This is a genomic window from Aeromicrobium sp. Root495 (assembly GCF_001426755.1).
Classification (GTDB): Bacteria; Actinomycetota; Actinomycetes; order Propionibacteriales; family Nocardioidaceae; genus Aeromicrobium.
Map to the genome: position 1 here is coordinate 1663185 of NZ_LMFJ01000001.1, position 22210 is coordinate 1685394.

Below are 22210 nucleotides of genomic sequence, written 5' to 3' on the forward strand. Positions count from 1 at the left end.
CTAGGCTGACGGGTGTGACCACCCAGCCGCCCATCAGCACGTGGGGGCACGTCTGGCGCACCGCTCTCGTCGTGCTCATCAGCGCGCTGGCCTGGTGGGACCTGGGTCGGTGGCAGTGGGACAACGCGCGCTGGTGGTTCTGGCTCGACCTCGGGCTGGGACTGGCCTCGCTCCTCCTCGTGCAGTACCGCCGGCGCTGGCCCGTCACGGTCGCCGTGGTCGTCACGATCGCCTCCGCCTTCTCCGGGACGACCGGCGGACCCGCGACGCTCGCGCTCTTCTCCCTCGCCACCCGCCGACGCTCCCGCGAGATCGTGGGTCTGGTCGCGCTGTCGGTCCTGGCCGGACTGGTCCTGGTGTCGCAGGACCCCAGCGAGCAGGAGAGCCCGCTCCTCACGCTGGGCTTCATGCTGGCCATCATCGGCGTCACCGTCGGCTGGGGCATGTACGTGGGCTCGCGCCGCGAGCTGCTCTGGACCCTGCGGGAGCGCGCCCAGCGGGCCGAGGCCGAGCAGGCGGCCCGCGTGTCGCAGGCCCGCACGGCCGAGCGCGCACGGATCGCCCGCGAGATGCACGACGTGCTCGCGCACCGCATCTCCATGGTCGCCATGCACGCCGGGGCCCTGTCGTTCCGGGACGACCTGACCGCCGAGCAGGTCAAGCAGACCGCCACCGTCATCCAGGAGAACTCGCACCGCGCGCTCGCCGAGCTGCGCGAGGTGCTGGGCGTCCTGCGAGACCACCCGGGCGACGCGGTGCCCGAGCCGCCGCAGCCCTCGGCCATCGAGGTCGTCGACCTCGTCCGGGAGGCAGCCGAGGCCGGCATGAACATCGAGGTCGACGGCCTCGAGCTGCTCGCCCAGGTGCCCGACTCGATCGGCCGCACGGCCTACCGCGCCGTCCAGGAGGGTCTGACCAACGCCCGCAAGCACGCGCCCGACACCCTCGTGAACGTCACGACGTCGGGCAGCCCCGGCTCCGGACTCCAGATCGAGGTCTCCAACCGGCTCCCCATCGGTCGCGACCTGGGCACGCCCGAGTCGGGTCTCGGACTGGTCGGCCTCGCCGAGCGTGCCGAGCTGGCCGGCGGCCGACTCACCCGGATCCGCGATGGCCGCTCCTTCACCCTGCGCCTCTGGCTACCGTGGCCCGCATGATCCGCGTCCTCATCACCGACGACGACGCCCTCGTCCGCGCGGGCCTCGCGCTCATGCTGGGCGGGGCCTCCACGCTCGAGGTCGTGGGCGAGGCCGGGAACGGCCGCGAGGCCGTCGAGCGGGTCCGGGCCGGCGGCGTCGACATCGTGCTGATGGACCTGCGCATGCCCGTGATGGACGGCATCGATGCCACCACCGCGCTGCGCGACCTTCCCGAGCCGCCCAAGGTGCTCGTGCTCACGACGTTCGACGCCGACGACTACGTGGTGCGGGCCCTCGCCGCCGGTGCCGACGGCTTCCTGCTCAAGGACACTCCCCCGGCGCAGATCGTCGACGCCGTGGAGAAGGTCGTGGCCGGGGAGCCGATGCTGTCGCCCAGCATCACCCAGCAGCTCATCCGCCAGGTCACCGACGGCTCGGGCGACGACCGCTCGGCCGAGGCGTCACGTCTCGTGGAGACGTTGACCGAGCGAGAGCTGGAGGTGGCCCTCGCGGTCGGGCAGGGCCGGTCCAACGCCGAGATCGCCGAGACGCTCTTCATGAGCCTCGCGACGGTGAAGGCCCACATCTCCCACCTCTTCACCAAGCTCGGCGCCGCCAACCGCGTCCAGGTCGCCATCACGATGCACGACGCCGGCCTGCTCTGACGAAGGAACTACTTCCGTCCTCGTCAGGCGTCGAGCTCCTGCTGACCCCAGGGGGATCCGTAGCCGTCGCGGAGGAGGTCGAGGAACGGGACGGCGTCGAAGGCTTCGGGGCCGAGGACGCCCTCGCCGGCCCAGACGCCGGTGGCCAGGAGCTCGAGGGCCACGACGGGGTTCACTGCTGTCTGCCACACGACGCACTGGTGGCCGTACTCCTGCATCGACCAGTCGTTGTCGACCACGTGGTAGAGGTACGTCGAGCGCGGCGCGCCGTCCTTGCCGGTGCCCGTGACCCACAGGCCGGCGCACGTCTTGCCGTGCATGCGGTCGCCCAGCGTGGCCGGGTTGGGCAGGCACGCCGCCACGACGTCGCGCGGCGACACCTCCACCCCACCCACCGAGACCGGCACCGTGGAGTCGAGCCCCAGCTTGTGCAGGGTGCGCAGGACCTCGATGAACTCGTTGCCCAGCCCGTACTTGAACGTGGCTCGCCTGGTCTCGATCCAGCGCGGCATGAGGAGCACCTCCTCGTGCTCGACGTTGACGCACTCGACGGGGCCGATCCCCTCGGGAAAGTCGAAGACCTCGGGCTCGCTGAAGGGCTCCGTGGTGAACCAGCGGCCGTCCTCCCAGATCACGGGAGGGTTGAGGCACTCCTCGATCGTGGTCCAGATGGAGAACGACGGAGCGAAGTCGTAGCCGTCGACCGTGAGGTTGGACCCGTCGCGGGTGCCCAGCTCATCGATCGAGCTGAACAGGTGGTCCGAGGCATACCGCGCGAAGACGTCGGACAGGCCAGGCTCGACCCCGATGCCGACGAGCGCGAGACGCCCGGCCGCCTCCCAGTCCGGAGCCGCCGTGAACTGCTCGTCGCCGAGCTTCACGCCGGTGTCGCGGTAGGGGTGGTCAGGGTGCGGCTTGGACAGGCTCATGGCCATGTCGAGGTAGTCGGCGCCGGCGGCGAGAGCACCCTCGAAGATCGGCATCACGAAGCGTGGGTCCACGGCGTTCATCACGTGGGTGGCTCCCGAGGAGAGCGACAGCGAGGTCACAGACCCCGCGTCGGAGGCGTCGACGCTGGCCGCGGTGAAGCGGGGGTCGCCGACCGACTCCACGGCGCGCTCGGCACTGGAGACGTCGTAGTCGGCCACCACGCAGGCCTCGAAGAAGTCGCGGCGTGCGGCGATGGCGCAGAACGCCGAACCCACCCCTCCGGCTCCGACCAACAGGATCTTCATGCCCGCCTCCAGGCGTCAGGACGGGACACCCCGTCCCATCCATCCAATCGCACGGCACCGGCGCACACAACGGATTTCGAAATGAAGTCCGTGTTACGTCGCGGAATCCTCTTGTTACCCCGGCTCCGGAGTGATGAAATGACAGCATGTCCGACTTCGACTCCGCCGCCCTGCAGTCCGCTGCCAAGGACCACCTGTGGATGCACTTCTCGCGTCACGGCTCCTACGCCGACCACGACGTGCCCGTCATCGTGAAGGGCGACGGCCTGCACCTCTTCGACGACCGCGGCAAGCGGTACATCGACGGCCTCGCCGGGCTCTTCGTGGTGCAGGTGGGGCACGGCCGGGAGGAGCTGGCGGAGGCTGCGGCCAAGCAGGCCAAGGAGCTGGCCTTCTTCCCCCTGTGGACCTTCGGGCACCCGCCGGCCATCGAGCTGGCCGAGCGCATCGCGTCCTACGCTCCGGGCGACCTCAACCGCGTCTTCTTCACGACCGGTGGAGGTGAAGCCGTGGAGACGGCGTGGAAGGCCGCCAAGCAGTACTTCAAGCTCACCGGCAAGCCGCTCAAGACCAAGGTCATCAGCCGACAGGTGGCCTATCACGGCACCACCCACGGTGCGCTGTCGATCACCGGCATCCCGGCGCTCAAGCAGGTCTTCGAGCCGCTCGTCCCGAGCACGGTGCACGTGGCCAACACCAACATCTACCGCGCTCCGCTCCATGGCGACGACCCCGTGGCGTTCGGCCGCTGGGCCGCCGACCAGATCGAGGACGCCATCCTGGCCCAGGGCCCCGACACGGTGGCCGCGGTCTTCCTCGAGCCGGTGCAGAACGCCGGCGGCTGCTTCCCGCCTCCGCCCGGCTACTTCCAGCGCGTGCGCGAGATCTGCGACCAGTACGACGTGCTGCTCGTCTCCGACGAGGTCATCTGCGCGTTCGGCCGCCTCGGCGAGATGTTCGGTGCCACGCGGTACGAGTACCAGCCCGACATGATCACGTGCGCGAAGGGCCTGACGTCGGGCTACTCGCCGCTCGGGGCCATGATCGCGTCCGACCGCATCATGGAGCCGTTCCTGCAGGGCGACACGAGCTTCACGCACGGCTACACCTTCGGCGGGCATCCCGTCTCCGCCGCGGTCGCCATGGCGAACCTCGACATCTTCGAGCGCGAGAAGCTCAACGAGCACGTGCGCGAGAACGAGGACGCCTTCCACGGCACCCTCAGCAGGCTGCTCGACCTGCCGCTCGTCGGCGACGTCCGCGGAGCGGGCTACTTCTACGGCATCGAGCTCGTGAAGGACGCCGCCACCAAGGAGTCCTTCACGGACGAGGAGTCGGAGCGGCTGCTGCGTGGCTTCATGTCCAAGGCCCTGTGGGACGCCGGCCTCTACTGCCGCGCCGACGACCGGGGCGACCCGGTCATCCAGCTCTCTCCCCCGCTCATCGCCGACCAAGGCACCTTCGACGAGATCGAGCAGATCCTGCGCAGCGTCCTCACCGACGCCGAGAAGCTGCTCTAGGCGCATTCCCCTCGGCAACCTGACCCATCCCTCGGGAAGCTTCCCGAGGGATGGGTCGGCTTACCAACCCCCCGTGGTAAACCGGGTCGGGGCTAGAGGGTGAGGGCCTTCTCCTGGCGGCGACGGTTGAGCTCGTTGCCCAGCACGACGAGGATCGAGATGACGAACATCGCGGTGCCGATGACGTTGACCTCCATGGGCACGCCGCGCTGGTTGGCGCCGTACACGAACATCGGGAACGTGACGGACTGGCCGGCGTTGAGGTTCGTGATGATGAAGTCGTCGAAGGACAGCGAGAAGCTCAGCAGCGCCGCGCCGACGATGCCGGGCAGCACGAGCGGGAGCGTGACCCGCCAGAACGTCTGCGCCTCGGTGGCGTAGAGGTCCATCGCGGCCTGCTCGAGGTTGTCGTTCAGCCCGCTCAGGCGCGCCTTCACGGTGACGATCACGAACGACAGGCAGAACATCACGTGCGCGATGAGGATCGTCCAGAAGCCCAGCTGACCACCGAAGCCGCTGGCCACGAAGAGCGAGAGCAGCGACGAGCCCATCACGATCTCCGGCGACGCCATGGGCAGGAAGATGATGACGTTGGCGGCCGATCGACCCGCGAACCGGTGCCGGACGAGCGCGAAGGCCGCGAGGGTCCCGAGCACCGTGGCCACCAGGGTGGCCGCCGCGGCGATCTCGAGGCTGAGGATCACCGAGTCGCCCATGCCGTCGGCCCAGCCGCCCGGGTGCAGCCAGTGGTCGAGGGTGAACTTCTGGAACTTGTAGACGTTCCGCGACTTGCTGCTGTCGTTGAAGCTCATCAGCACGACCACGGCGATGGGCACGAACGTGTAGACCAGCACGAGGATGCCGAGGCCCAGCACGAGGTGGTCCCCCAGCCAGCGGCGAGCAGTGCGCACGGTGCTCATACGAGCTCCTCCGTCCCGGCCTTGCGGACATAGACCATGACGGCGGCCACGATGATGACCATGAGGATCACCGACAGGGCGCCGGCCGTCGCGTAGTCGTTCTCCTTGGTGAACAGGCTCTGGATCGAGGCGCCCACCATGCGGGTGTTGGTGTTGCCGAGCAGCTGGTCGTTCACGTAGTCGCCCGTGGCGGGGATGAACGTCAGCAGGGTGCCGGCCACGACGCCCGGCATCGACAGCGGCAGCGTGACCTTGAGGAAGCCGCGCGCCGGCGAGGCGTAGAGGTCGCCCGCGGCCTCGATGAGGCGGACGTCGACCTTCTCCAGGCTCGCGTAGAGCGGAAGCACCATGAAGGGCAGGAAGTTGTAGGTGAGCCCGGCGATGACGGCGAACGGGGTGGCGAGCAGCCGGTCACCATCGGCGAGGTTCACGAGCTGCAGGGCGTCGGTGAGGTGGATGGCCTGCGCGACGTCGACCACCCAGCCGTCGTCGGCCAGGATCAGCTTCCAGGACAGCGTGCGCAGCAGGAAGCTCGTGAAGAACGGCGCGATGACGAGCACCAGCATGAGGTTCTTCCAGCGGCCCGCCTTGAACGCGATGGCGTAGGCCAGCACGTAGCCGAGGACGAGGCACGTGGCCGTGGCCAGGGCGGCGTACAGCAGCGAGCGGCCGATCTGCTCCTTGTAGTCCCAGAACGCGTTGCCGAAGTTCTGGACGTGGAACGTGACGTCGTAGCCGGTGAGCACCGAGCCGTCCGGGTCGAACAGGCTCGCGGCGAGGAGCGAGTAGAACGGGATGACGAAGAAGAGCAGCAGCCACAGCGCGCCGGGCAGGATCAGCCAGTAGCCGGTCAGGTTCCGGCGCGGCCGGTGCTCGGGCGGACCGCCCGTCGCGACGTCGTCGACGGTCGCCATCAGTCGCCCTCGATGCCGGCCATGGCGTCCTGCGAGGCGTCGAGCAGGAAGGCGAACTCCGGACGCCAGGACACGTCGACCTTGGTCCCCACGGGCAGCATGCCGCGGGCACCGGTGTTCTGCTCGAACACCATGAGCTCCTGGCCCCAGGGCATCCGCACCTGGTACTGCGTGCTGACGCCGACGAAGCTGACGTCGGTGACGAAGCCTCCGGTGATGACGTCGCCGGGGGCGTCGATGGGGTGACCCGTCTCCGCGATGAGGACCTTCTCGGGACGGATGCCGAGCCAGCCCTGGCCGGACTCGGCGTGGGCTCGGTCGGCCGGGACGGAGGCGACCGCACCCTGCACCCGCACCTTCACCTGGTCGCCGTCCCGTCCCTCGATGTCGCCCGCGATGAGGTTGGACTGGCCCAGGAAGTTGGCCACGAACGTGGTCCGGGGGTTCTCGTAGAGCTCGGTGGGGGCACCCATCTGCTCGATGACTCCCCCGTTCATGACCGCGATGGTGTCGGCCATGGTCATGGCCTCCTCCTGGTCGTGGGTCACGTGGACGAACGTCAGCCCGACCTCGGTCTGGATGCGCTTGAGCTCCAGCTGCATGCCGCGCCGGAGCTTGAGGTCGAGGGCACCGAGCGGCTCGTCGAGCAGCAGCACCTCGGGCTGGTTGATGAGCGCCCGGGCCAGGGCGACGCGCTGCTGCTGCCCGCCCGACATCTGCGCCGGCTTCTTGTGGGCCTGCGACGTGAGCTCGACGAGCTCGAGCATCTCGGCCACCTGCTGCTTGGTGTTCTTCACGCCTCGACGCTCGAGCCCGAACGCCACGTTCTTGGCGATGTCGAGGTGGGGGAACAGGGCGTAGTTCTGGAAGACCGTGTTGACGGGCCGCTTGTACGGCTTCTCGTAGGTGATGTCGGAGTCGCCCAGGTGGATGGACCCCGACGTGGGTGTCTCCAGGCCCGCGACCATGCGCAGCGTGGTGGTCTTGCCGCAGCCCGACGGGCCGAGGAGCGCGAAGAACTGACCCTGCGGGACGACGAGGTCGAGAGCCTTGACCGCCGTGAAGGTGGCGTACTCCTTGGTGAGCCCCTGCAGGCGCAGGTCGTGGGCCGCCTCGGCGCGAGGAGGTGCGGAGACGGTGCTCTCAGGCGCGTTGGACATCGGTGTAGTCCTTCTCGTAGGTCCGGGCCTTGGCCTCGTCGAGGGCCATGAACCGATGGGTCAGGGACAAGGTCTTCTCGGTCGGGAAGATGAGCTCGTTCTCGACGTTGTCGGGGTTGACCTTCTCCATCGCCTCCTGAGCCCCCTTCACCGGACAGATGTAGGAGTTGTAGTCGGCGAGCTTGGCCGCGACCTCGGGCTCGTAGTAGTAGTTGATCCACTGCTCGGCGTTGGCCTGGTGGGTGGCGAGGTTGGGCACCATCATGTTGTCGGCCCAGATCATGATCCCCTCCTCCGGCGGCACCCAGACGAGGTTCTCGTCGCCGGCGTTGGCGATGTCGCCCGACCACGCCTCGCACGCCAGGACGTTGCCCGAGGCCAGGTCCTGCACGTAGTCGTTGCCCGTGAAGGAGCGGAACTGGCCGGCCTTCTTGGCCTTCGTGAGGCGCTCGACCGCCTGCTTCCACTCGTCGTCGGTGAACTTCTCCGGGTCCGCCCCGTCGATGAGGAGCATGAAGCCCATCGTGTCGCGCATCTCGGTGAGCAGGGAGACCCGGCCCTTGAGGTCGGGACGCGTGACGAGGTCGGAGAAGGAGCGGACCTCGTCGACCTTGGCCTTGTTGTAGGCGATGCCGGTGAGCCCGCTCTGCCACGGCGCGGAGTAGTCGCGACCGGGGTCCCACGCAGGCTTGGCGAGCGAGTCGATGATGTTGGCGTGCAGGTTGGGCACCTTGGACGCGTCGAGCTTCTGGATCCAGCCCACCTGGATCATGCGGGCAGCCATCCAGTCCGTGAGCGCGAACAGGTCGCGCTTGGTGGAGGTGCCCGAGCCCAGCTGGTTGCGGACCTTGGAGAAGAACTCGTCGTTGTCGTTGACGTCGGCGGTGTACCGGACCGTGATGCCGGTGTCCTTCTCGAACTGCGTGAGGGTGGAGACGTAGCCGTCGTCGTCCTCGTCGATGTACTCGGGCCAGTTGGAGATGATCAGCCGCGGGTCGGACTCCGAGCGGTCAGGCACCTTGAGGCGGCTCGGGTCCTGCTTCTGGTCGGGGGTCCCGAACAGGGGCAGGACAGCAGCACTCACCCCCAGAAAACCGAGTCCGGCACCGCCTCGCAGCACAGTCCTCCGGTTCATCCCAGCCATCGCCACCTCCGCGTTATTTCTCGAATCCTGACACCGCCTGGGGTCAGGAGCAAGGAATCCGTCGTAAATGTCTTGTTTCGTCGACGAAAACGCAATGGCCAGTGCGTGAGGCACAATGTCCCGTATGAACGACGCACCTCGCCCTGCCGCGCGGCCCCTGACGCTCGACGCCACCGCCAAGCGCATCATCGAGCTCCTGCAGGGCGACGGTCGCCTGGCCTACGCCGCGATCGCGAAGGACGTGGGCCTCTCCGAGGCCGCGGTCCGCCACCGCGTCCAGAAGCTGGTGGATGCCGGCGTGGTCCAGATCGTGGCCGTCACCGACCCGCTGCAGATGGGCTTCGCCCGTCAGGCACTCATCGGGATCAAGGTCTCCGGGAACGTCCGGACGGTCGCCACGACGCTCGAGGGCATGGACGCCCTCGACTACATCGTCATCACCACGGGACGCTTCGACATCCTGGCCGAGGTCGTGGCCGAGTCCGACGACGAGCTCCTCGACATCGTCTCCGACGAGATCGGCGGGCTCGACGGCGTGGCCTCGACGGAGACCTTCGTCTACCTCAAGCTGCAGAAGCAGACCTACGCCTGGGGCGTGCGCTGATCCTCAGCGCGTGAGCTTCTCCCCCGCGAGCAGCGGCGCGAGCAGCTCCCCGTGCTCGGCGAGTGCGTGCTGGGCGTAGTCCTCGGAGTCGAACCGGGCCGCCGGAGCGGGGTCGCCCCGGCCCGCCTTCATCAGGACGTCCCAGGCGAACTCGTCGTCACCCACCCTGGCCACGACGGGGTCACCCGCGAGGCTCACCGAGGCTCCCGGCTCGGCCCTGGCCTCGAGCCGCACGAGGGCCAGGACCGCCAGCACCTCGGCGCGGCCCGTGAGGTCGAGGTGGACGGTGCCGCCGGGCTGCACGCCGAGCTGGTTCAGCGCACCGGCCAGCGACGCGGACTCGTGGAGCAGGCGCGCGAACGTCAAGGAGCCGTCGGCGTCGACATAGGCGACGTCGTCGGCGCGGCCCGCCACCACGTGGGTGTCGAGCAGCCGGAACGAGAGCGACTTCTCCCTCATCATGCGCCTCGGAAGATCGGCGCGCGCTTCTCCGAGCGGGCGGCGGCGGCCTCACGGACGTCGTCGCTCTCCCAGACGGCGGTGAAGCTGGCCTCGATGGCGGCGTCGTCCGCGTGGGTCCCGTTGAGGACGAGCTTGTTGTGCGCGAGCGTGAGCGGCGCGAGCGCGGCGATCTCGTGGGCCCAGGCGAGGGCGTCCTCGACGGTGCCGGCGCGGTCGGCGAGGCCGTGGTGCAGCGCCGCGTCGCGGTCGAGCGACTCGGCAGCGAGCATGAGGCGCCGCGCCGGGCCCGTTCCGGCGAGAGCGGCGAGCGTGCGGATGGTCCAGGCATCGACGGCCATGCCGTTCTTGGCCGTCGGCACGGCGAACTTCGCGGTGGAGTCGGCCACCCGCAGGTCACAGGCCATGGCCAGCTGTGTGCCCGCGCCGATGGCCGGGCCGTTCACGGCTGCCACGAGCGGCACGGGCACCTTCGTGAGGCGGTGGAGCATGCCGTAGAGCGCCTGCAGGAAGTCGGGGCCGTAGACGCCGCCGAGGTCGGCGCCGGAGCAGAACGCCGTGCCGCGCCCGGTGACGACGATGGCGCGGGTGCCGCTCTCGACGGCCGCGTCGACCGCGTGGTGGATCTCCTGGCAGAGCTCGAGGTTCAGGGCGTTGCGGCGGTCCTCGCGCTGCAGCTCGAGCACGGTGACGGGTCCATCGACCTTGACGTCCAACATGGCGCTCACGCTACCGATGTGACCCAGGTAACTCTCAGGCCGTCCGGTCGTTGAGCAGGTATGCCGATCACTCGTCGTCGCCTCATCCAGACCGGGACCGCCGTCGGAGGGGCCGCCGCCTTCGGCTTCCCGACCCTGCGGGCCTCCGCGGCCACCGGTCTCGCCGCGCCTGAGGGCACCACGGCCGCGTCCACGTTCCAGAAGGGTGCGGCCGGCACCGGCGGCTACACCCGGATCGTCCAGGGCGGCGGAGAGCCGCACGTCGTGCGGCCCGACCTGCGGGCTCCGGCCGGCCCCCAGCGCACCACGGCGCGCCAGGCGCTCATGTCGTTCGCGCACCTCACCGACGTCCACATCGTCGATGCCCAGTCGCCGTCCCGCGTGGAGTACGTCGACCGCCTCGACGACACCTACAGCGCCGGCGACGTCACCCTGCAGGGCCTGCTCAGCTCGAGCTACCGCGCCCACGAGATGCTCACGACCCACGTGGCCGACGCCATGGTGCAGTCGGTGAACCGCGTCGGCCGCGGCCCCGTGGTCGGCCAGAAGCTGTCGTTCGCGATCCAGACGGGCGACAACTCCGACAACTGCCAGTACAACGAGGTGCGGTGGAACATCGACGTCCTCGACGGCAAGAAGGTCACGCCCGACTCCGGCAGCCGGCTCGCCTGGGAGGGCGTCCACGACCGGGTGCAGTGGGACCCGCACTACTGGCACCCGGAGGGCAAGGGCCTGCTGCAGCGCTCGGAGGACATCTACACCTCGCGCTTCGGCTTCCCCAAGGTCCCGGGGCTGCTCGACGCCGCCCGTCGCGCGTTCACCCCGCAGGGCCTCAAGCTCCCCTGGTTCAGCGTCTTCGGCAACCACGACGGGCTCGTGCAGGGCAACTTCCCGCACACGTTGCCGCTCGGCGTCCTGGGCACCGGGCCGCTCAAGGTCCAGACGCTGCCGCCCGGTCTCTCGCAGACCGACGTGCTGACGTCGCTCAAGACGCTCGACCTCAAGGGCCTGCTCGACGCCACGGCGCTCGGCTCGTCGGTCCGGCTCGTGAGCCCCGACGGCGAGCGACGCAACCTCACGCGCCAGCAGGTCGTGGAGGAGCACTTCAAGACCCAGGGGGCACCGGTCGGCCACGGCTTCACCCAGGACAACCGGACCAAGGGCACCGCCTACTACACGTTCGACTCCGGGCCGGTCCGATGCATCGTGATGGACAGCGTGAACCCCAACGGCTACGCCGACGGCTCGCTCGACAAGACCCAGTTCACGTGGCTCCAGCAGGTGCTGGCCTCCTCCACCGACAAGTACGTCATCGTCTTCAGCCACCACACGTCGAGCACGATGACCAACCCGCTCGTCGCGACCGGGCTCGACCTCGACACCCGCGTGCTCGGTCCCGCCGTCGTCGACCTGCTGCTCGCCCACCAGCACGTGATCGCCTGGGTCAACGGTCACACCCACCGCAACCAGGTCACCCCTCACCCGAGCCCCGACGGCACGAGCGGCTTCTGGGAGATCAACACCGCCTCGCACGTCGACTTCCCGCAGCAGTCGCGGCTCATCGAGCTGGTCGACAACAGGGACGGCACCATCTCGCTGTTCACGACGATGCTCGACCACTCGGGCCCCACCAGCAACGGTGGATCGCTCAGCACCTCGTTGGCCCTGGCCGCCCTGGCCCGCGAGCTGGCCGCCAACGACCCGCAGCTGCGCACCGGCGGGCTCTCCGGCAGCCCCCAGGACCGCAACACCGAGCTGCTCCTCACCAACCCCCTCGCCTGAGCGACGGTCTACCACGGGGTGTGGGGAGACCGACCCATCCCTACGGAAGCTTCCCCAGGGATGGGTCGGGTTGCCGAGGGGAGCTCGGTCAGAGGAACGGGCGGACCTCGATCTTGCGGTTGCAGGCTCTCGACGCCTCGGCGCCCAGGGCGAACGCCTCGTCGAGGTCGTCGGCCTCCATGATCCAGAAGCCGGCGAGGTACTCCTTGGACTCGACGAACGGGCCGTCGGTCACGAGCCCTCGCCCGGCGCGGTCGTCGATCGTCCTCGCGGGTGACGGGTCACCCAGCCCACCGGCGAACACCCACCGCCCCGCGGCCTTGAGCTTCTCGTTGAAGGCGTCGACCGCGTCCTGCTCGACCTGTGTCTCGGGGCCGGTGCCGTCGTCGATCACGGAAACCAGGAACTGCATCGCACTCATCTCCTCGGGTCGGGGTCGCCCTCGTGGCTGCCCTCATCATGACCACGAACGGGACCCGGGCGAAACGACAACCCGCGCTCAGGACCTGCTCGCGCACGTGATGCACGTCCGTGCGACAGGCCTGGCCTCCAGACGTCCGCCGCCGATCGCGGCGCCGCACCGCTCGCAGACGCCGTAGGTGCCGGACTCCAGCCGCTCGACCGCGGCGTCGAGCTCGGCGAGATGTCGGCGCGCCTGCTGGACGAGGGCTCCCAGCTGGGAGCGCTCGAAGGCGATCGTGGCACCCTCCGGGTCGTGCTCGTCGTCGGCGTTGTCGTCGTACGACGCGGCGACGACGGCGTCGTAGTCGCCCGTCAGCCCGGCGAGGCGCCTGAGGGTCTCCTGGCGGTCGCGCTCGAGGCGCTCTCGTGGGTCCGTCACGACGGTCCCGCCGGGGCTACTCGGACGCGGCCAGCTGGCCGCAGGCGGCGTCGATCTCGTCGCCCCGGGTGTCGCGGATGGTGGTGCTGATGCCCTTGGCCTCGAGACGGCGCACGAACTCGTCCATGTCGTCGTCGCGCGAGCGGGTGAAGCGCGCGCCGGGGATCTCGTTGAGCGGGATGAGGTTCACGTGGACCCAGCCCCAGTCGCCGAACCCGTTGAGCACGTCGGCGAGGAGGTCGGCGCGCCAGGCCTGGTCGTTGATGTCGCGCATCATGGCGTACTCGATGGAGACGCGACGCTTGGTGGTGCGGGCGTACTCCCACGCGGCCTCGACGGTCTCGTGGACGCTGTAGCGCGTGTTGATGGGCACGAGCTCGTTGCGCAGCTCGTCGTCGGGCGCGTGGAGCGACAGCGCCAGCGTGACAGGGATCCCCTCGGTGGCGAGCTGCTTCATGCGTGGGACGAGCCCCACCGTGCTGACCGTGATGTTGCGGGCCGAGAGACCCAGCCCGTCGGGGTCGGTTGCGACCATGCGGCGGATGGACCCGATGACGGCCTTGTAGTTGGCCATCGGCTCGCCCATGCCCATGAAGACGATGTTGGAGAGCCGGCCAGGACCGCCGGCCACGAGGCCGTTGGCCATGGCCGCGGCACCGTCGACGACCTGGTCGATGATCTCGGCCGTGCTCATGTTGCGCTGCAGCCCGCCCTGTCCCGTCGCGCAGAACGGGCAGGCCATGCCACACCCTGCCTGGCTGGAGACGCACAACGTGGCGCGGTCGGTGTAGCGCATCAGGACCGACTCCACGAGGGCACCGTCGAAGAGGCGCCAGAGCGTCTTGCGCGTGGTGCCCTTGTCGGCCTCCTGCGTGCGGACCGACGTGAGGAGCGTGGGCAGGAGGGCCTCGGCGATGGCGTCGCGCTGGGCGGCGGGCAGGTCGGTCATGGCCGACGGGTCGCGCTGCAGGCGGGCGAAGTAGTGGTGCGAGACCTGCTTCAGGCGGAAGGCCGGGAGGCCCAGCTTCTCGGCCTGCTCCTTGCGCTCCTCGGGCGAGAGGTCGGCGAGGTGACGCGGGGGCTTGGCGCGGCCGCGCGGCTGCTCGAGGACGAGCGGCAAGGTCTTGATGGCGTCACTCACCCACCCATTCTCCCAGACGACGCCACTCCCCCGAAATCGTCGAGAAAGTCAGTCCCACGAGTGGCGCAAAGTGGGGTTCGAGTGGCGCAGATCGGCGCGACACGCCGTCCCAAAAATGCCAATCTGCGCCACTCGCGGAACGAGGGTCAGGAGCGGACGAGGTCGGCGACGAGGTCGAGCTTCTGCAGCACCTTCTCGGGCAGGACGAACGGGTAGAGGTCGTTCGCGCCCATGGAGCGGTTGATCTGGTTGAGCGCGATGCTGAGCGGGATCCAGACGCCCTGCACGAGGTCGCGGAACGAGGAGAAGACGTCAGGGTCCACCGTGATGAGGCCGTGGGCCGACGCCGAGCCGATGGTGTCGCGGATGTGCAGGACGTGCGCGAACGTCTCGGCGAAGTCCTCGAACGGGTGCATCGTGGCGTACGTGGAGATGTAGTCGTTCTCCCAGCCCACCGGCGGCCCCTCGGAGTAGTGCCGATCGATCTCGGCCTGGTAGTCCTTCGTGTCGTCGCCGAACATCGCCCGGACGCGGTCGAGGTCGTCGCCGACCGCGAGGACCGACTCGTAGTAGTGGCCGATCTCGTGGCGCATGTGGCCGAGCATCGTGCGGTAGGGCTCGTCGAGCTGCACGCGGACCTTCTCGCGCCGAGCGTCGTCGGCCTCGGCGAGGTCGATGGTGATGATGCCGTCGTCGTGCCCGATGACGACGTTCTCGTCGACGCTGGACAGGAGGTCGAAGGCCAGACCGCCCTCGTCGCCGTCCTCGAGGCTCGTGACCTTCAGTCCGAGCACGTCGAGCTCGACGATGAGGTGCCGCTTGGCGCGCTCGGCGACGGGGAACTGCGAGAGCCCCTCGAGGTCGTCGTCGGCCGGGCGGGTCCGGGTCAGGCGACAGCTGAAGCACGGCGACGCCGGCTGCTCCGTGAGCCACGTGCAGCCGGACAGCGCCGTGTTCTCGCAGACGTGCCAGATGTAGCCCTCGGCGTCGACGTAGGTCCTGTCCTCCTGGAGCGGGACGATGTCGCCCTCGGGGCGGCTGAAGCCGAGCGACGTCCCGCAGGACATGCACACGGAGTTCTCGAAGTACAGGGCATTTCCGCAGACGCGGCAGGAGAAAGAACGCACGGGCCAGTGTTACGCACCGAGGGGCGAGGCGCTCGTCGGGAGAGGGTGCCCCGCGTCTCAGTGGCCGGAGCCGGCCACGACGGGCGCGACGTCGACCTCCACGCCCATCGTCGACTCCTTGGCGTCGGTGAAGATGACGCCCTTGAGGGGCGGCACGTCGCCGTAGTCCCGGCCCCAGGCCACCGTGACGTAGCGCTCCCCCGCCCGCTGGTCGTTGGTGGGGTCGAGGGCGAGCCAGGTGTCCTGGCCGAGCCACACCGCGGCCCAGGCGTGGGAGGCGTCGGCACCCACGATCCGTTCCTTGCCCGGTGGCGGGTCGGTGGCGAGGTAGCCGCTCACGTACCGCACCGCGAGCCCGTGGCTGCGCAGGCAGGCGAGCGTGAGGTGGGCGAAGTCCTGGCACACGCCGGCCCGCGTCTCGAGGACGTCGGCGATCGTGCTCGTGACCGTGGTGGCCCCGGGCTCGTAGGTGAAGTCGGCGTGGATGCGCTGCATCAGCTCGGTGGCCGCCTCCCCGAGGGGACGTCCGGGCAGGAGCGAGACGGCGGCGTAGGCGTGTGCCTCGGGCGTGTGGTCGACGAGCGCCGATCCGAGTGCGAAGTCGACAGTGCGCCAAGCGTCCGGGTCGGTGCTCGTCCCGGGACGGCACGTCTCCCACGGCTGGACCAGCAGCGCGTCGTCGTACCGCGGCTCGAGCACCTCGACCTCGCTGCGAGCCGTCACCGAGAGGGCCTGGTGCGGCTCCGTGACCTGGAAGTAGGTGACGGTGTTGCCGTAGTGGTCGAGATCGGTGCGCAGGTCGCCGGGCTCCGGGTCGATCGTCACGACGCTCGAGGCGACGTCCTGCCACGGGAGCGACCGCGGCGTCAGGTAGCCGACGCCGAGGCTGTCACTGACGTCGGCGTCGTAGGAGTACGTGGTGCGGTGGGAGACGACGTACCTCACGGACCTCGCACCTCGAGCCGGGTGTGGCCGGACCGTCCGAGCCCGAAGGAGCGCGGTGTCGGTGCGCCGGCGAGGTGCAGCTCGACGACCGCGTCGGCCAGTCGCGTGAGCTGGCCGAGCAGGACGTCGAGCAGGTGCTGCAGGTGCGGACGGGCCTCGCCGTCGACCGTCCCCAGCATGGCGAGGTCGGCGCGGTCGAGCTCCTCGAGCAGGTCGAGGACGAGTCGCTCGGGTCGCGTGCTGCCCGTGGAGGTGGGCAGCGCCGCCAGGCTGGTCTGCACCGTGGCGAGCACGAAGCGCAGCGACCGGGGGTTCTCGGGGTCGAGCAGCAGGAGGTCGAGGACGTTCGTGAGCCGCACGTAGTCGCGGTACCGCCGACGATGGGTGACGGCCGACTCCGACACGGCCAGCACGGCGTGGTGCACGTCGCGGTCGACGTCGATGCCGCGGCGGACGGTGGTGGTGGCGCGCAGGAGACGCACGAGCTGCAGGCCGCGCTCGATGGCCCGGCCGGTCTCCAGCAGGTACCAGCCGGGGTCGCGCATCATCTGCGACGTGACCCCGTAGAGCGAGAGCACCCCGGACAGCATGCGTCCCGCGCTCTCGGCCACCTGGTGGCTGTACGGGTACTCGACGAGCGCCTGGGCCGCTCGGTCGGTGGAGCCGAAGGCGCGCCACACGTCGGAGGAGAGCTGGTCGCGCGAGCCCTGCGCTGCGTCGCGCAGCGCCGCGAGCGACTGCGCCACCGAGCCGGGTCGGTGCGGGTCGAGCAGGTTGCTGCGGAAGTCGGCGTCGGGCGACGGGTCAGGGGTGGGGCTCAGCGCCGAGACCGTGGTCATCAGGACGCGCAGCGTGGCTCCGCCCGAGGAGTACGGCCGGGACCGGAAGTCCTCGCTCAGGGCGTGCGTCTGCAGGACGAGCCGCAGCATGTCCTCGGTGCGCTCGGCGTACCGGCCGAACCAGAACATGTCCTCGAGCACACGCGGCACCATGGCGGCCGGAGCCCGCACGTTGGTCATGGCCAGGACGTCGGCGAGGCCCTGGTCGGGGTCCTCCGGCCGGCCCTTCAGCACCCACACGTCCTTGCTGGAGACCGAGCGTCCGGCGTCGAGCACGCTGGCCAGACCGCCCATGAGCGGGCGGTAGGTGGAGCCGTACCGCATCGTGAAGGTGCGCAGGGCGACCGGGACCGGGGCCACGCCGAGCCCGTGCACGGCGGCGGTCTGCGAGACCGTGACCTGCTCCTGGACGACGAAGCGGTGCGGCTCCGCGACCAAGGTGGCGCGGAGCTCGTCATGGTTCTCCGAGGGGCGCCAGCCGGGCCGGTCGATGGCCCTGACGACGACGGATCCGAGCTGGCCAAGGGCCGCTTCGAGTGCCCCCGGGTCCCCCAGCCACGAGGTGGGGAGCGACGGCAGACGCAGCGGCTCGTCCAGCAGCAGCTCGCACATGGCCGACATGTACGGCAGGAGGCCCGGGTTCTCCAGGACCCCGGACCCGATCCCGTTGACGATCCGGACGCTGCCCCGACGGGACGCCTCTGCGAGGCCGGCCACGCCCAGCTGCGACTCGCCCCGCAGCTCGAGGGGGTCGCTCCAGGCCGCGTCCACCCGGCGGAGCACGACGTCGACCCGCTCCAGGCGGCCGAAGACACGCATCCACACCGCACCGTCGCGCACCACGAGGTCGGAGCCCTGCACGAGGGGGAAGCCGAGGCTCGAGGCGATGAAGGACTGGTCGTACGCCGTCTCGGAGTGGGTGCCCGGCGTGAGGACGACCACCCGGGGGTTGGGCACGTGCTCAGGGGCCGAGGCGAGGATGGCGCTACGCATCGCCTGGAAGTACGGCGCCATGCGGTGCAGCCCGGCCTCGCGGTACAGCTCGGGCAGGACGCGCGAGATGACCCGTCGGTTCTCCATGGCGTAGCCGATGCCCGACGGCGCCTGGGTGCGGTCGGCGAGGGCCCGCCACTCCCCTGCGGCGTTGCGGCCCAGGTCGGTGGCGGAGAGCAGCAGCAGCTGGGGGTCGGCGGAGGGCCGGGCCATGGCGCGCACGAAGCCGCGGTGCCCGTAGACCACGGCGGGCGGCAGGACGCCGCTCGCGAGCAGCCTCTGCGGCCCGTACAGGTCCTGCAGGACCGCGTTGAGCAGCTCTGAACGCTGCGCGAGGCCCACCTCGAGGCCGGCCCACTCCTCGGCCCCGATGACCAGGGGAAGCGGGTCGAGCCGCCACGGGGCGGCCTCCTCGCCGGGACGGGTGTACGTGACGCCGTCGTCGCTCAGGAAGCGTCCGATCTCGCGCCGGACCCGCCGCAGCCGGTCCGACGTGAGCTCCGCGACCTCCGCTCCGAGGCTCTTCCAGGCCGGGCGGAGCGTGCCGTCGGGAGCCGTCAGCTCGTCGTAGCGACCGGGCTCCTCGGACAGCGTGGGCTGGGTGACGGCTGCCGCGTAGTCGCGCAGCACCGTCACCGGGCCCCACGTCCTGCCGCGCGCGTGGGGACGTGTCGGCGCAGGTCGAGGGTGAAGGGGTACTCGACGCTGCGGTCGCCGAGCTGGCGTCGGAGCGTGTCGACGTCGAGACGACCCGTCCGGTGGCCGAACGGCTCGAAGCGGTTGGACCGGCGGGACTCCGCCTCGTTGGCGTTGACGGGGAACGTGTCGTACGAGCGACCTCCGGGGTGCACGACGTGGTACGTGCAGCCGCCGAGCGACGTGCCCTGCTCCAGGTCGACCAGCTCGACGGTGAGCGGGGAGTGCATCTCGATGGAGGGGTGCAGCGCCGACCACGGCTGCCAGGCTCGGTAACGCACTCCTGCAACATGCTGGCGAGGAGTCCCGGTGGGAGTGAGCGGAACGGCCACCCCTGCCACCGTGACCGCATGCCGTCCTGGCTCCAGACCGGTCACCAGCACCTGCAGCCGCTCGATCGAGGAGTCGACGTAGCGGGCGGTGCCGCCGCTGGCCGCCTCCTCGCCCAGGACGTTCCAGGGCTCGATGGCCTGGCGCAGCTCCAGGGTGACGGCCTCGCCACCGGACGTCGTGATGGACGTGGTGCCCAGGTGCGGGAACCGGAACTCCACGAACGGGTCGAGCCACGACCGCTCGAAGGGGATGCCCGCAGCCACGAGGTCGTCGACGACCTGGTTGATGTCCCGACGCACGCCGTACGGGCTGAGCATGTCGTCGTGCAGCGCCGTGCCCCAGTCGATGAGGTCGTCCGTGCAGGGCTCGGCGGCGAACATCGCGACGATGGAGCGCACGAGCAAGGACTGCACGAGCGCCATGTGCGGGTGCGGGGGCATCTCGAAGCCACGCAGCTCGAGCAGTCCGAGCCGACCGCGCGAGGAGTCAGGGCTGTAGAGCTTGTCGATGCAGAACTCGGCGCGGTGCGTGTTGCCGGTGAGGTCGGTGAGCAGGTGACGCAGGGCACGGTCGGTGAGCCAGGGCCGGGGCTCGTCCCCCAGCTCGGCCGTCTCCGCGGCGAGGCGGCTCAGCTCGTCGAGCGCGATCCGCATCTCGTACACGGCCTCGGGGCGTCCCTCGTCGAACCGGGGCGCCTGGCTCGTGGGCCCGATGAAGCGGCCGCTGAACAGGTACGACAGGCTCGGGTGGCGCTGCCAGTAGCGGATCATGCTGGCCAGCAGGTCGGGGCGGCGCAGCATCGGCGAGTCCTCCGGGACCCGTCCGCCCAGCGTGATGTGGTTGCCGCCACCGGTTCCGGTGTGCGAGCCGTCGAGCTCGAACTTCTCGGTGCCCAGGCGCGACGCGACGGCGGTGCGGTAGAGGCCCACCGTGAGGTCGCGCAGCTCCTCCCAGGAGCCCGCCGGCTGCACGTTGACCTCGATGACGCCGGGGTCGGGCGTGACGACGAGCTGCGTGAGGCGCGGGTCCGGCGGCGGGCCGTAGCCCTCGATCACGACGGGAGTGTCCACCTCCGTGGCCGCGAGCTCGATGACGTGGGCCAGCGCCACGTAGTCCTCGAGCCGCTCCGTGGGCGGCAGGAAGACGTGCACGAACCCGTCGCGGGCCTCGAAGGCGATGGCCGTGGTGGGCTGCTCGTCGGGGTCGACGATCTCCACCGCCGGGACCTCGGGAGCGAGCGGCGGGCCGGCGGTCAGGTACGAGGGGTCGCCCGACGCCTCGGGGTCGGTCCACGTGATGGAGTCGAGCGGCAGCCGCAGGCCGACGGCCGAGGTGCCGGGCGTGAGCACGAGGCGGCCGCGGCGGAAGCTCCAGGCCGGGCTGCGCCACTCCTCCCCCGTCACGAGCGGAAGGACCCAGCCCGACACGACGTCGTCCTCGTCCTGCAGGAAGGTGATCTCGTCGACGACGTCGCGGGCTTCGGGCGCCGGACCCTCGGGCTTGCGGAGGTCGGCCACGTACTGGGCGAGCGCGTCCTCGTGGGCCGCGAGCAGCGTCTGCTCCGGCAGGCCGAGCAGGCGGGTGAACGAGCGCGCGAGGGCCTGCGCGCTCTCGTGTGCGCCCTCCGCGGGCTCGTCGGACCAGGGGTCCGCGAGGAGGTCGGGGCGGTGCCACACCTGGCCGCCGTCGGCGAGCCACTGGAGCGCGACCTGCCAGCGCGGCAACGGCTCGCCGGGGTACCACTTGCCCTGTCCGCGATGCACGAGGCCGCCGGGCGCGTACTGCTCGCGCAGGGCGGCGGCCAGGACGGCAGCGCGCTCCCGCTTGTGCGGACCGTCGGCGTCGGTGTTCCACTCGTCGGCCTCCATGTCGTCGACCGAGACGAAGGTGGGCTCCCCGCCCTGGGTCAGGCGCACGTCGTGCTTCTCGAGCAGCGCGTCGACGTGGTGCCCGAGGGCGTCGAGACGCGGCCAGGTCTGGCCGTCGTAGGGCTGCGTGACGCGCGGGTCCTCGTGGATGCGGGTGACCGTGTTGTGGAAGCTGAAGTCGACCTCGACGGCCTCGGTGGCTCCGGAGATGGGCGCGGCGCTGCTCGGGTGGGGCGTGGCCGACAGCGGGATGTGCCCCTCACCGGCGAACAGCGCGCTCGTGGGGTCGAGGCCGACCCAGCCGGCGCCCGGGACGTAGACCTCCGTCCAGGCGTGCAGGTCGGTGAAGTCCTCCGTGGGGCCGGTGGGCCCGTCGAGGGCGGCCTCCTTGACGGCCTCGTCGGGCGCCAGCTGGACGAGGTAGCCCGAGACGAACCGGGCGGCGAGGCCGTACTGCCGCAGCAGCGAGACCAGCAGCCACGCCGAGTCGCGGCACGAGCCGATGGCGCGCTGCAGCGTGGTGTCGGGCGTCTGCACACCGGGCTCCATGCGGACCGAGTAGGCCACGTCGGCCTGGACGGCGGCGTTCACCTGCACGAGGAAGTCGACGATCGGCAGGCCGCCCTCGGGCAGCTGCGGCAGCGCGTCCTTGAAGGCGCGCACCAGCGGGCCCGGTCCGGTCCCGTCGGCCTCGTCGACGGGACGCAGGTACGGCGCGAGGTCGGCGGCCAGGGAGCGCTCGTACGTGAACGGGAAGGTCTCGGCGTACTCCTCGACGAAGAAGTCGAACGGATTGATGCTGACGAGGTCGGCCACGACGCCCACGGTGACGTCGAGCTCGTCGATGGGCTCGGGGAACACGATGCGGGCCATCCAGTTGCCGAACGGGTCCTGCTGCCAGTTCAGGAAGTGGTTGTCGGGCTGGATCGTGAGCGAGTAGGCGTCGATGGGGGTGCGGGTGTGCGGAGCGGGCCGCAGCCGGACGACGTGAGGACCCACCTCGACGCGGCGCGCGAAGCGGTAGGTGGTGCGGTGCTCGAGCGCGACCTTGATCGACATGGTCCTAGCCTCACTCATCGACGTTACGGGGGCATCACCTGGCCCTCGACGGGCTCGGAGGACGCTGGGGGCACTGGGGGTGCGGGGCGAGCGCGGGGCAGGTGCGG

At 70.2% G+C, this 22210-nt stretch carries 19 protein-coding genes; 5 read left to right on the forward strand and 14 right to left on the reverse strand.

Annotation, left to right across the window (positions count from 1 at the left end):
- The first annotated feature begins 14 nt into the window (after window positions 1-14).
- Window positions 15-1157, forward strand: a complete 1143-nt coding sequence (locus ASD11_RS08325) for a sensor histidine kinase (RefSeq protein ID WP_235503276.1) — start codon at window positions 15-17, stop codon at window positions 1155-1157.
- Entirely contained in the window at window positions 1154-1804 is a 651-nt protein-coding gene (locus ASD11_RS08330) for a response regulator (protein ID WP_056288612.1), read from the forward strand. Before ASD11_RS08325 ends, ASD11_RS08330 begins: the two co-directional genes overlap by 4 nt.
- A 23-nt stretch (window positions 1805-1827) precedes the next feature.
- On the opposite strand, the gene ASD11_RS08335 is transcribed toward ASD11_RS08330, so the two are convergent.
- Entirely contained in the window at window positions 1828-3039 is a 1212-nt protein-coding gene (locus ASD11_RS08335) for a saccharopine dehydrogenase family protein (protein WP_056285742.1), read from the reverse strand.
- Window positions 3040-3185: 146 nt separating this feature from the next.
- On the opposite strand from ASD11_RS08335, the gene ASD11_RS08340 reads away from it, so the two are divergent.
- On the forward strand, window positions 3186-4559 hold the full coding sequence (locus tag ASD11_RS08340; RefSeq protein WP_056285745.1) for an aspartate aminotransferase family protein: 1374 nt from the start codon (window positions 3186-3188) through the stop codon (window positions 4557-4559).
- Window positions 4560-4651: 92 nt separating this feature from the next.
- On the opposite strand, the gene ASD11_RS08345 is transcribed toward ASD11_RS08340, so the two are convergent.
- Genes ASD11_RS08345 through ASD11_RS08360 form a run of 4 tightly spaced genes read right to left on the reverse strand, consistent with a single transcriptional unit; the run spans window position 4652 to window position 8637 of the window.
- Window positions 4652-5479, reverse strand: coding sequence for an ABC transporter permease (locus tag ASD11_RS08345; protein WP_056285749.1), 828 nt, complete (start codon window positions 5477-5479; stop codon window positions 4652-4654).
- The gene (locus tag ASD11_RS08350; protein ID WP_056285751.1) at window positions 5476-6393 is read right to left on the reverse strand and encodes an ABC transporter permease; all 918 of its coding nucleotides are present in this window, start codon (window positions 6391-6393) and stop codon (window positions 5476-5478) included. Before ASD11_RS08350 ends, ASD11_RS08345 begins: the two co-directional genes overlap by 4 nt.
- On the reverse strand, window positions 6393-7553 hold the full coding sequence (locus tag ASD11_RS08355; protein WP_056285754.1) for an ABC transporter ATP-binding protein: 1161 nt from the start codon (window positions 7551-7553) through the stop codon (window positions 6393-6395). The genes ASD11_RS08350 and ASD11_RS08355 overlap by 1 nt, the downstream gene beginning before the upstream one ends.
- Window positions 7537-8637 (reverse strand): polyamine ABC transporter substrate-binding protein, encoded by a 1101-nt coding sequence (locus ASD11_RS08360; protein WP_235503277.1) that lies wholly within the window; start codon window positions 8635-8637, stop codon window positions 7537-7539. Before ASD11_RS08360 ends, ASD11_RS08355 begins: the two co-directional genes overlap by 17 nt.
- Before the next feature lie 184 nt (window positions 8638-8821).
- Between ASD11_RS08360 and ASD11_RS08365 the strand changes: the two genes are divergently transcribed.
- Window positions 8822-9301, forward strand: coding sequence for an Lrp/AsnC family transcriptional regulator (locus ASD11_RS08365; RefSeq protein ID WP_056285758.1), 480 nt, complete (start codon window positions 8822-8824; stop codon window positions 9299-9301).
- Between the two features lie 3 nt (window positions 9302-9304).
- On the opposite strand, the gene ASD11_RS08370 is transcribed toward ASD11_RS08365, so the two are convergent.
- Both ASD11_RS08370 and ASD11_RS08375 read right to left on the reverse strand, forming a co-directional pair.
- Window positions 9305-9760: an AMP-binding protein gene (locus tag ASD11_RS08370; RefSeq protein WP_056285762.1), complete on the reverse strand. Its 456-nt coding sequence runs from the start codon at window positions 9758-9760 to the stop codon at window positions 9305-9307.
- On the reverse strand, window positions 9760-10479 hold the full coding sequence (locus tag ASD11_RS08375) for an enoyl-CoA hydratase (RefSeq protein ID WP_056285766.1): 720 nt from the start codon (window positions 10477-10479) through the stop codon (window positions 9760-9762). Before ASD11_RS08375 ends, ASD11_RS08370 begins: the two co-directional genes overlap by 1 nt.
- A 60-nt stretch (window positions 10480-10539) precedes the next feature.
- Between ASD11_RS08375 and ASD11_RS08380 the strand changes: the two genes are divergently transcribed.
- Window positions 10540-12261: a TIGR03767 family metallophosphoesterase gene (locus ASD11_RS08380; RefSeq protein ID WP_056285768.1), complete on the forward strand. Its 1722-nt coding sequence runs from the start codon at window positions 10540-10542 to the stop codon at window positions 12259-12261.
- 88 nt (window positions 12262-12349) lie between these two features.
- Here the strand turns inward: ASD11_RS08380 and ASD11_RS08385 are convergent, their stop codons facing one another.
- From ASD11_RS08385 to ASD11_RS08415, 7 genes are all read right to left on the reverse strand, one after another.
- Complete coding sequence (locus ASD11_RS08385) at window positions 12350-12673, reverse strand: YciI family protein (protein WP_056285771.1); 324 nt, start codon at window positions 12671-12673, stop codon at window positions 12350-12352.
- Between the two features lie 87 nt (window positions 12674-12760).
- Window positions 12761-13102 carry a TraR/DksA family transcriptional regulator gene (locus tag ASD11_RS08390; RefSeq protein ID WP_056285774.1) on the reverse strand — a complete coding sequence of 114 codons (342 nt, stop codon included), beginning with the start codon at window positions 13100-13102 and terminating at the stop codon, window positions 12761-12763.
- A 16-nt stretch (window positions 13103-13118) separates the two neighbouring features.
- Complete coding sequence (gene rlmN / locus ASD11_RS08395; protein WP_056285776.1) at window positions 13119-14243, reverse strand: 23S rRNA (adenine(2503)-C(2))-methyltransferase RlmN; 1125 nt, start codon at window positions 14241-14243, stop codon at window positions 13119-13121.
- Window positions 14244-14389: 146 nt separating this feature from the next.
- Window positions 14390-15370, reverse strand: coding sequence for a zinc-binding metallopeptidase family protein (locus ASD11_RS08400; RefSeq protein WP_056285779.1), 981 nt, complete (start codon window positions 15368-15370; stop codon window positions 14390-14392).
- A 57-nt stretch (window positions 15371-15427) separates the two neighbouring features.
- Window positions 15428-16315 (reverse strand): transglutaminase family protein, encoded by an 888-nt coding sequence (locus ASD11_RS08405; RefSeq protein WP_056285782.1) that lies wholly within the window; start codon window positions 16313-16315, stop codon window positions 15428-15430.
- Window positions 16312-18783: a circularly permuted type 2 ATP-grasp protein gene (locus tag ASD11_RS08410; protein WP_056285784.1), complete on the reverse strand. Its 2472-nt coding sequence runs from the start codon at window positions 18781-18783 to the stop codon at window positions 16312-16314. Before ASD11_RS08410 ends, ASD11_RS08405 begins: the two co-directional genes overlap by 4 nt.
- Window positions 18780-22103, reverse strand: a complete 3324-nt coding sequence (locus ASD11_RS08415; RefSeq protein WP_056285787.1) for a transglutaminase family protein — start codon at window positions 22101-22103, stop codon at window positions 18780-18782. Before ASD11_RS08415 ends, ASD11_RS08410 begins: the two co-directional genes overlap by 4 nt.
- Between the last annotated feature and the right edge of the window lie 107 nt (window positions 22104-22210).

Bases quoted from the DNA above. Each gene is read 5' to 3' on its own strand.
- ASD11_RS08330 (WP_056288612.1), top strand. From the start codon at position 1,154: ATGATCCGCGTCCTCATCACCGACGACGACGCCCTCGTCCGCGCGGGC.
- ASD11_RS08335 (WP_056285742.1), bottom strand. From the start codon at position 3,039: ATGAAGATCCTGTTGGTCGGAGCCGGAGGGGTGGGTTCGGCGTTCTGC.
- ASD11_RS08340 (WP_056285745.1), top strand. From the start codon at position 3,186: ATGTCCGACTTCGACTCCGCCGCCCTGCAGTCCGCTGCCAAGGACCAC.
- ASD11_RS08345 (WP_056285749.1), bottom strand. From the start codon at position 5,479: ATGAGCACCGTGCGCACTGCTCGCCGCTGGCTGGGGGACCACCTCGTG.
- ASD11_RS08350 (WP_056285751.1), bottom strand. From the start codon at position 6,393: ATGGCGACCGTCGACGACGTCGCGACGGGCGGTCCGCCCGAGCACCGG.
- ASD11_RS08355 (WP_056285754.1), bottom strand. From the start codon at position 7,553: ATGTCCAACGCGCCTGAGAGCACCGTCTCCGCACCTCCTCGCGCCGAG.
- ASD11_RS08365 (WP_056285758.1), top strand. From the start codon at position 8,822: ATGAACGACGCACCTCGCCCTGCCGCGCGGCCCCTGACGCTCGACGCC.
- ASD11_RS08370 (WP_056285762.1), bottom strand. From the start codon at position 9,760: ATGAGGGAGAAGTCGCTCTCGTTCCGGCTGCTCGACACCCACGTGGTG.
- ASD11_RS08375 (WP_056285766.1), bottom strand. From the start codon at position 10,479: ATGTTGGACGTCAAGGTCGATGGACCCGTCACCGTGCTCGAGCTGCAG.
- ASD11_RS08380 (WP_056285768.1), top strand. From the start codon at position 10,540: ATGCCGATCACTCGTCGTCGCCTCATCCAGACCGGGACCGCCGTCGGA.
- ASD11_RS08385 (WP_056285771.1), bottom strand. From the start codon at position 12,673: ATGCAGTTCCTGGTTTCCGTGATCGACGACGGCACCGGCCCCGAGACA.
- ASD11_RS08415 (WP_056285787.1), bottom strand. From the start codon at position 22,103: ATGTCGATCAAGGTCGCGCTCGAGCACCGCACCACCTACCGCTTCGCG.